Here is a 7,471-nt window from a genome sequence, read left to right as displayed (position 1 = left end):
GACGGTGTCGTGCGGTTGCCCTCGCTGTTGGGCACGACGGACGGCTCGCCGCCCTCCCACACGGCGATCACCGAGTTGGTGGTGCCCAGGTCGATGCCCACTGCCTTGGCCATGAGGAACTCCTTCCGCGGCGGTCGACGTCCGTCGGCGACCGTTCATCCTCCGGGCCCTGTCCGCCCGGCTTCGAAACTCGTTGAGCTGGGGGCGGGGTCGCTGCGCGGGCGCCAGCCCCTGGAGGAGGCGCTCTCCGTGTTCGCGCCGGCCCTGCTGTCCAGCCCGACGATCAGCCGGACGGCCTCATCGGCGACGTCCTCGTCCGCCACGACGTCGTACCGGCTGGGCTCCATCGAGCGGACCGAGGCGAAGTCCCGGCGGCCGCCCTGGGCCGCGTGCAACAGCACGCCGAGCAGCGCACCGACGACCGCTCCGAAGATCAGCCCGTACAGGGCGAGGAGCAGACCGGAGACGACCGGATTCAGCCAGTTCAGCAGCCCGAAGATCCAGCCGACGAGTACGCCGGGCAGCGCTCCGGTGGCTGCGCCGTGGAGGGCGGCCTCGCCGTACCCCATTCGACCGATCACCTGTTCGACCAGGCGTATGTCCCGACCGATGATCGCCACCTTCTGAACGGGAAAGCCCTGGTCGACGAGGTGATCGACGGCACGTTCGGCTTCCTGGTACGTCGAGTACGAGGCAACGGCCCTGCGGGCCTGCTCGGTCATGGCCACTCCTTCCGCCGACGGACCGCCGAGCGGTCCCGACAGGCCCCAGAGTGGCTGTTCGCCCGGTCACCCCGCCTGCGCCCAGCGGGTCGAAAAGTGGCACCGGCGGTCGGTCTGCGAGGACAGGAGGCGGGACGACGATTCGGGTTCGCGGCTCGCGGCGGGGTACCTCAGGGTTCGGCCCGGCATGAGGTAGCGGGGCTCACGGATGTTCCGACGCAAGGGACTTTCTCCCCGCTTCGACGCCTCGAACGAGAGCCGCTGACCGGACGACATGACCAACTCGCGGAAGCGGGACTGTGTCAGGGCGCCCCGACGAGCGGCATCACCCCGCCCCTCAACAAGCCAGCAACACACCAGATCAGCCACCACCCCGACCATCACCCCCGAGCGTCACACAACGGCTTCGAGGGCACTGGAGGAAGCGGGGCGGGCCAGCACCGTGTCTGACGAGGTCATGCTCATCTCTTGGGTGCGAGTGAGAGCCGCGCCGGCCGTGTCCCACGGTCCAACGACCTGGCAGTGTGGCTGATGGACATCGCCCGACAGCTCGCCGCCGTCGAACGCTCTCGACGCCGAACGGGCCGAACGGGCCGGCCGGAAACGCGACGGCGGGAAAGCCGACCGCGCCCACAGGCACGGCGCCCTGACGCACATCCGGCAGACCGGCGTCGGTGTCCCCTTTGCCGTGGCGGAGGCCGTCTGCACTTGTGCTCGGAGGTCTATGGAGCCCGCCGCTTTTCCGCCCGCCGGGAGCAGGCAGGGTGTGGCCCAAATCCGGAGCATAGAAATGGCCTCTGCTGAGGTGCATGCACCATGACGCGCATCAGCCCGCCACCCCCACACGCACCCTTCGGTGGCTGTCTCAGGTCCCAAGCCAGGCAGTTGCAAAGCTTCAGAAAAAGGACGGCTCATGGACTACAACACCTTCCTCGACACCATCACCCGGCGCGCCCCTGTCCCCCCGGAGAAGGCGGAGCCCCTCACCCGTGCCACCCTGGAAACCCTGGCCGAGCGGCTCACCAGGGGTGAGGCGGAGGACCTCGCGTCCGAACTGCCCAAGCCGCTGAAGGAACCGCTGGTCTCTCCCACTCCGGAGGCCGAGCCCTTCGGACTCGACGAGTTCATCAATCGGGTGAGCAGGCGAGCAGGGGTGAGCCCGGACGAGGCCCGCGAGGGCGTACGGGCGGAGCTGAGCACCCTGAGGGACGCGGTCAGTGATGGCGAGTTCCGCCACGTAATATCCCAACTGCCCCGGGACTTCGAGGCTCTCGTCGGCGCCCCGGGCTAGAAGGAGCCATGACCGACGAGGTCGGCGCCATCATCGAGGAGACGGAACCGGCCGTACTCACGACGGCCACCGTCACACTGGTCGAGGGGCGGACGTTCTGCGTCTCGGGCACCTCGGGCGACATGGAGGCCGAGGTGCCGCAGGGGCTGTTCGTCCGCGACGTGCGGGTCATCTCCGACTGGCAGATCCGGGTGGACGGCCACCGGCCGCACCACCTCACCGTGCTTTCCCAGGACGCCTACAGCACCACGCTCGTCGCCCTCGTCCCGACACACGGCGCGCAGAGCGAACTCCTGTTGGAACGTCGGCGCTACGTCGGCGAGGGGATGCGCGAGGACCTCCGGTTGCGCAACCTCAGCACGCGTCTGATGCGCCCGGACTCGGCATGAAATCGCCGGAGGATCGCATGACACAATCGACAGTTCCTTCAGCCGGCGCACCCGTGGACGTCGAAGGCGGGGCGCAGCGGCCGTTCTCCGAGCACGCGGCCATGGCCAGGGCGTATCCCGGCGGCAGGATGACCGTTGGCGCCATCACGCCCCTGGAGGGCTTCGAAGGGCCCGTGCCGTCCCTGGCCGGGCACATCGAGCGGATCCAGCAGGCCGAGCGGGCCGGCTTCGCCTCGGTGTGGGTCCGTGACGTGCCGCTGCTGGACCCGAGCTTCGGGGACGCCGGGCAGGTCTTCGACCCGTGGGTGTACCTGGGGCAGCTCAGTGCCCGCACCACCTCGATCACACTGGGGACCGCCAGCATCGTCATGCCGCTGCGGCATCCATTGCACACCGCCAAGGCGGCCGCCTCGGTGGACCAGCTGTCAGGCGGACGGCTCCTGCTCGGGGTGGCCACCGGTGACCGGCCCGTGGAGTTCCCGGCCTTCGGTCAGGACCTGGGCGGCCGGGCCGAGAGGTTCCGGCAGTCGCTGGAGTACTTCCGTGTCGTTCTCGAGCACCGTTTCCCGCACGTGGAGTCGCCGCTCGGCCGGATGCGCGGCACCGATCTGCTGCCCAAGCCGGTGTACCGGCGGATCCCCGTACTGATGACGGGACGCGGCAGGCAGGACGTCCGGTGGATCGCCGACAACACGGACGGCTGGCTGTACTACACCCCGCCGCTCCAGCAGCAGGCCGAGAACATCCAGCGGTGGCGGGAGCTGACCGAGGGCGATGGCGGTGGGTTCAAGCCGTACGCGCAGGCCACCTATCTGGATTTGACCGAGGACCCGCTGGCCCTGCCCCGGCGCATCCACCAGGGCTTCTCGGTGGGCCGGGTGTCGTTCCTGGCGATGATGCGGGCCTGGCAGGACATCGGCATCGACCAGCTGATGATCAACTTCAAGCACAGCCGCCGTCCGGTCGCCGAAGTGATCGACGAACTGGCCGAACACGTGCTGCCGCACTTCCCGCCCGGGCGCTTTGGGGCGCGCGGCGAGCACCGGCGGCCCGTGGAGCGGACCGGGCCCTGAGGAAGCACGACCCCCGGCGCCCCTGCGTGACAGGTCCGGGCTCAGTCCCGGACGGCCCCGGACGGCCGCTCCTGCGCGTAGTCGCACGTGCCCTCCGCCCGGAACTGCAGCGCCGCCCTGGTCACCTCCGCGCCGAGGCCGCGCAATTGGTCCGCGACCGCCTGGTCGGTGAGGCGTCCGTCGCCGTCGAAGACCCGGGAGGACCGCGGGACCGCGAACACCAGCGGCACGGCCCAGCCGCGCAGCGACCGCACGATGAACTCCATCGCGTTGATCGCCTGCAGGCCCTGCACTCCACCGGCAGTCGTCAGCATCCCCACGGGTTTGTTGCTGAGGTAGGGCGGGTCGTGGTCGGCCAGGAGGGCGAGCCAGTCCACCGCGTTCTTGAACGCGCCGCTGACCGACCCGTGGTATGTCGGGCTGCTCCACAGCAGGGCGTCGGCGGCCTGAACGGTGTCCGCAAGCCGGCGGGCGGACGCAGGGATCCCGTGCTCGGACGTGTAGAACGGAAGAGCCAGCCGCTTGAGGTCGATCACCAGGGTGCCGGCGCCCGCATCGGCCGCCCCCTCGACCGCCACACACAGTGCGGTGAGGCTGGTCGACGGGGTGCGCAGCGAACCTCCCATTCCGACGACGAGCGGGCGCGCCATCCTGTCAACTCCTTCAGAGCATCTCCAGGGGCGTGGGCCCGCTGGGCGGCGGGAACGCCTCGTCGAGGGCGTCGAGCGCCTCGGTGGGAAGGTGGAGGTCCACTGCGCCGCGGTTCTCCCGAACGTGGTCGGGTGATCCGGAACGCGGGATCGCGGCCACCCCCTGTTCCAGCACCCAGGCGAGTGCCACCTGGGCCGGCGTGGCTCCGAGGGCCCGGGCCACGGCACCCAGTGCCTCGACCTTCAGGAGCCGCCCCTGCTCGATCGGGGAGTAGGCCATGACCGTCACCCCGGCTTTGCGGCACCAGGGGAGCAGATCCCACTCGATGCCGCGCCGGGAGAGGTTGTACAGCACCTGGTCGACGGCCGCGGCGTCGCCACCGGGGAGGGTGGTCAGCTCGGCCATGTCGGCGACGTCCAGATTGCTCACGCCCCAGTAACGGATCTTCTCCGCCTCCATCAGGTCGGTGAATCCCGCAAGGGTCTCCTCAAGTGGCCACCGTCCCCGCCAGTGCAGCAGGTACAGGTCCAGCCGTTCCGTACGGAGCCGCCGCAGGCTGCCCTCGCAGGCGGCGACGGTGCCCTTCCGGTCGGCGTGGCCGGGCAGCACCTTGCTGACGAGGAAGACCTCCTCCCGGCGCTCCCGGAGGGCCTCCCCGACGAGCTCCTCGGCTGCGCCGTCGCCGTACATCTCCGCCGTGTCGACGACGGTCATGCCCAGGTCCACGCCCAGCCGCAGCGCGGCGATCTCCTGTTCACGCCGGGCCGGGTCCTCGCCCAGGTACCAGGTGCCCTGCCCGAGCGCCGCGATCTCCTCACCGGCGGGGAGCACAATCGTTCTGGCCGATTCCGCAGACATCTCGGGCCTCCCGTCTGCCGCGGATCCGTGTCACGCGCACCCGCACCGAGTGCCCAGGTCCGCGCCTCCCAGACAGCCGTGTCGCATGCGCCGCAGGGAGCGAGGGGCGAGCGGACTGCGCCGAGAGCTCGCCGGGACCGGGTGCGCGATCCCGCAACGCGACGACCACCGACACAACGGCGCCGCAGGAGAGGACCGTCGCGAAGCCGATCATCGCGGTCTGCACGGCGAAGTGCCGCAGGGCGATGCTGAACAGGACGGAGGGCAGGCCCATTCCCAGGTACGCGACGACGAAGAACACGGCGAGGACCCCCGCGCGTGAGGCGGGCTCGGCCACTGAACCGGCACGTTCGACTCCTCCCTTGAACAGCAGCCCGGAGCCGGCTCCCGACAGGGACACGGCGACCAGGTAGAGCCAGAGCGCCGGGTGGTAGAGGGCGACGGCGCACAGGATCAGGCCGACCGGAAAGACCACTGCCCCCACGGTCAGGACCCGGGGCAGTGGGAGGCGTCCCAGCACCAGCTGGGCGGCCGCCGCGGAACCGAACATGAGGAAGGCCGCCAGGCCGACCACGAGGTGCGAGTCGGTGTGCAGGGTGCCGTGGAGCACGCTCGCCCCGAGGGAGGAGATCAGGCCGAGGATCGCGAAGGCGAAGGCGCCCAGCGCGCCGGCCGCGCCGAACGCCCGCCGGCCGCCGGGGCGCAGGACGAACCTGCTGGGCGGTTGGGCCGCGGGCAGCTCCAGGTCCACGGTCTCCGGGGTGCACAGCACCAGCGCCAGGCACACTGCCATGGCGAGCGTGAAGATCGCCTGGGCGGTGATCAGGGGCGTGGGAAGCCACTCGGCGGCGGCTCCGGCGACCAGGGGCCCTGAGGCCAGGCCGCCGAGGTTGGCGGCGGTGGCCACGATGCCGGGCAGCACCGAACCCGTCCGTTCCGGACGGACCTCGTGGTGGAGGTCGTGCAGATACGTCGTCGCGGTCGAGGCCATCAGCCCCAGTCCGACACCGTTCAGGATCCTGCCCGCGATCAGCCCCGGCAGGTCCCGCCACACGATCAGTACGACCGACGCGACGATGCCGACCAGCAGCGCCGGGACGATGATGCGCCGCCGCCCGAGCCGGTCCGACAGGTGTCCCAGCCCTAGGAAGGCGGCCGCTGCGCCCACGACCATCGAGGCGTACGCCACCGTGACCGTGGTCGCGCCGAAGTGGTCCCGGGCCTCGTACAGCGGCCACAGCGGGGTCGGCGCGGTGCCGAAGGCCATCAGCACGGTGAAGGCCACCGCCACGAACCAGAAGCCGGTCGTGTGCGAGGCACGGCGCCGGGCGGGGGGCGCGGGGCGGCAGGTCGGCGGGAGCGGGTGCTGGGATCCGGTGGGTCGGGTCGTCGGGAGCGTCGGCTGTGGGACGGCTCAGCGGCGTCGGAACGGCAGGCAGGGGTACCCCTCCTCGGGCGGAAGCGGATGGCGCTTTCCATCTTCCTCACCAGCCAGAATCAGTGCCAACGAATGTTTTTGCTGGGCTCCAGCAATGCGAGTGATACTTCTCGTGTGGAGCTACGTCAGCTGGAGCACTTCATCGCGGTCGCCGACGAGCTGAGTTTCACGCGTGCCGCCCGTCGGCTGCACGTGGTGCAGTCGGGGGTGTCCGCCGCGATCCGCTCCCTGGAGCGCGAGCTCAGCTGCGCGCTGTTCGAGCGCACGTCGCAGCAGGTCCGGCTCACCGGGGCGGGCGCGGCGCTGCTGCCGGAGGCTCGGGCCACCCTGCACGCCGCCCAGGCCGCCCAGGACGCCGTGCGCGCCGCACAGGACACGCTGCGCGGCACGGTGAACGTGGGCGCCATGGCCTCGGTCGAGGTGGTGGACCTGCCTGCGCTCCTCGGGCAGCTGCACGCGCGGCATCCGGCGATCGACGTCCGGCTGCGGCTGGCGACGGCCGGCTCGGCGGGACTGGCGCACGCGCTGCTCAGCGGGGACCTTGACGTGGCCTTCCTGTCGCTGCCCGAACGCAAGCCCGCCGGGATCGACGCACGGGAGCTGGCCACCGTGCCGCTCGTCCTGGCGGTGAGCGCCGTCCATCCGCTCGCGCAGCGGGGAAAGGTGGCACTTTCGGACCTCGCGGGGGAGCCCTTCGTGGACTTCCCGCCGGGCTACGGCAACCGCGAGGTGGTCGACCGGGCCTTCGCGGCGGCGGGCGTCGTACGCCGGGTGGCACTGGAAGTGCCCGACATCGACATGGGGGCGGCACTGGTCCGGCACGGTCTGGGCATCGCCTTCCTGCCCGCGTTCGCCGTTGCCCGCACCCCCGGCCTGCACGTCCTGGACGTCCACGGCACCATGCTCCGCTGGAGCATGCATCTCGGCACGTCCTCGACCCGGCGGCCCAGCTCGGCCCTGGGGGCGCTGCTCGACCTGGTCGACCTCCACGTCATCGCCCTGTGACGCCCGGGCCGCGGCCCGGGCGCCACCCGTCGGTGGTGTCCGGC

At 71.0% G+C, this 7,471-nt stretch carries 9 protein-coding genes; 4 read left to right on the top strand and 5 right to left on the bottom strand.

Translation table 11 applies throughout. From position 1 onward, the window contains the following. Both ACWDA7_RS48480 and ACWDA7_RS48475 read right to left on the bottom strand, forming a co-directional pair. Positions 1-113, bottom strand: a 113-nt coding sequence (locus ACWDA7_RS48480) for an Hsp70 family protein (protein ID WP_450614047.1), incomplete at its 3' end; no start/stop codon positions are given. A gap of 42 nt (positions 114-155) precedes the next feature. Then, positions 156-722, bottom strand: coding sequence for a general stress protein (locus tag ACWDA7_RS48475; RefSeq protein ID WP_450614045.1), 567 nt, complete (start codon positions 720-722; stop codon positions 156-158). 913 nt (positions 723-1,635) lie between these two features. Here ACWDA7_RS48475 and ACWDA7_RS48470 point away from each other — a divergent pair. From ACWDA7_RS48470 to ACWDA7_RS48460, 3 genes are read left to right on the top strand one after another with little or no spacing between them, the layout of a single operon-like run. After that, the gene (locus ACWDA7_RS48470; protein WP_359557260.1) at positions 1,636-2,013 is read left to right on the top strand and encodes a DUF2267 domain-containing protein; all 378 of its coding nucleotides are present in this window, start codon (positions 1,636-1,638) and stop codon (positions 2,011-2,013) included. A gap of 8 nt (positions 2,014-2,021) precedes the next feature. After that, positions 2,022-2,402, top strand: a complete 381-nt coding sequence (locus ACWDA7_RS48465) for a glycogen debranching N-terminal domain-containing protein (RefSeq protein ID WP_450614043.1) — start codon at positions 2,022-2,024, stop codon at positions 2,400-2,402. Between the two features lie 17 nt (positions 2,403-2,419). Next, positions 2,420-3,475 (top strand): LLM class oxidoreductase, encoded by a 1,056-nt coding sequence (locus ACWDA7_RS48460; RefSeq protein WP_450614041.1) that lies wholly within the window; start codon positions 2,420-2,422, stop codon positions 3,473-3,475. A 41-nt stretch (positions 3,476-3,516) separates the two neighbouring features. Here the strand turns inward: ACWDA7_RS48460 and ACWDA7_RS48455 are convergent, their stop codons facing one another. From ACWDA7_RS48455 to ACWDA7_RS48445, 3 genes are read right to left on the bottom strand one after another with little or no spacing between them, the layout of a single operon-like run. Further along, positions 3,517-4,125, bottom strand: coding sequence for an NADPH-dependent FMN reductase (locus ACWDA7_RS48455; protein WP_361002256.1), 609 nt, complete (start codon positions 4,123-4,125; stop codon positions 3,517-3,519). 13 nt (positions 4,126-4,138) lie between these two features. Further along, positions 4,139-4,984: an aldo/keto reductase gene (locus tag ACWDA7_RS48450; protein ID WP_450614039.1), complete on the bottom strand. Its 846-nt coding sequence runs from the start codon at positions 4,982-4,984 to the stop codon at positions 4,139-4,141. Further along, complete coding sequence (locus ACWDA7_RS48445) at positions 4,941-6,275, bottom strand: MFS transporter (protein WP_450614037.1); 1,335 nt, start codon at positions 6,273-6,275, stop codon at positions 4,941-4,943. The genes ACWDA7_RS48450 and ACWDA7_RS48445 overlap by 44 nt, the downstream gene beginning before the upstream one ends. Positions 6,276-6,536: 261 nt before the next feature. On the opposite strand from ACWDA7_RS48445, the gene ACWDA7_RS48440 reads away from it, so the two are divergent. Next, positions 6,537-7,427: a LysR family transcriptional regulator gene (locus tag ACWDA7_RS48440; protein ID WP_450614036.1), complete on the top strand. Its 891-nt coding sequence runs from the start codon at positions 6,537-6,539 to the stop codon at positions 7,425-7,427. The last annotated feature ends 44 nt before the right edge of the window (positions 7,428-7,471 follow it).

Source organism: Streptomyces sp. NPDC001156 (assembly GCF_053598275.1).
Note: the sequence above shows the minus strand (reverse complement) of the source record. Positions and strands in the feature narration are given on the sequence as shown.

What these genes read in the sequence shown, in the direction of transcription:
- ACWDA7_RS48475 (WP_450614045.1), bottom strand. Translation starts at nt 722, where the DNA reads ATGACCGAGCAGGCCCGCAGGGCCGTTGCCTCGTACTCGACGTACCAG.
- ACWDA7_RS48470 (WP_359557260.1), top strand. Translation starts at nt 1,636, where the DNA reads ATGGACTACAACACCTTCCTCGACACCATCACCCGGCGCGCCCCTGTC.
- ACWDA7_RS48465 (WP_450614043.1), top strand. Translation starts at nt 2,022, where the DNA reads ATGACCGACGAGGTCGGCGCCATCATCGAGGAGACGGAACCGGCCGTA.
- ACWDA7_RS48460 (WP_450614041.1), top strand. Translation starts at nt 2,420, where the DNA reads ATGACACAATCGACAGTTCCTTCAGCCGGCGCACCCGTGGACGTCGAA.
- ACWDA7_RS48455 (WP_361002256.1), bottom strand. Translation starts at nt 4,125, where the DNA reads ATGGCGCGCCCGCTCGTCGTCGGAATGGGAGGTTCGCTGCGCACCCCG.
- ACWDA7_RS48450 (WP_450614039.1), bottom strand. Translation starts at nt 4,984, where the DNA reads ATGTCTGCGGAATCGGCCAGAACGATTGTGCTCCCCGCCGGTGAGGAG.